At 38.2% G+C, this 427-nt stretch carries 1 protein-coding gene; it reads right to left on the bottom strand.

The genetic code is table 11. The features are described from left to right. Positions 1-427 (bottom strand): phage portal protein (locus ACTQ3K_RS12670; RefSeq protein WP_441578601.1); only part of this gene is annotated, 427 nt, incomplete at both ends.

Here is a 427-nt window from a genome sequence, read left to right as displayed (position 1 = left end):
ATCTTATCCAACTCAGAGTTACCGTTTTCGTCTTCTCCAATGTCAAATCCAGCTAACCACAAGTAGGCATCATTCAAATAGTTAATGTCATTTACAGAGTCTGATACAGCTAAGTTGTAAGCATCAATTAATGGAATCTGAGCTTCAAAGTCTCCTAGACGTTCCTCGTTAGCGATGACTTCAAATACATTAAACTTTCCAAGAAGATTCGGAAAAGTTTCTGGGATTGGCTTACTTTTAGTTCCATCGGCAAGAGTCTCTGTTTCAAATTTAATAATCTTATCTTTGGTATAGACTTCATAAGTCCGGTACACAGCTCCTGTAGCGCTTTGGTACACAGTGTTATAATAGATAGCTGCTAGAGGTTCACTGTCCAAGTCCATCGAGTAGCACATAACCATATTCATTGGAGAAATTGCTTTGATAC

The organism is Candidatus Paralachnospira sp. LCP21S3_A2 (assembly GCF_052118925.1).
Taxonomy (GTDB): Bacteria; Bacillota; Clostridia; order Lachnospirales; family Lachnospiraceae; genus Lientehia.
Note: the sequence above shows the minus strand (reverse complement) of the source record. Positions and strands in the feature narration are given on the sequence as shown.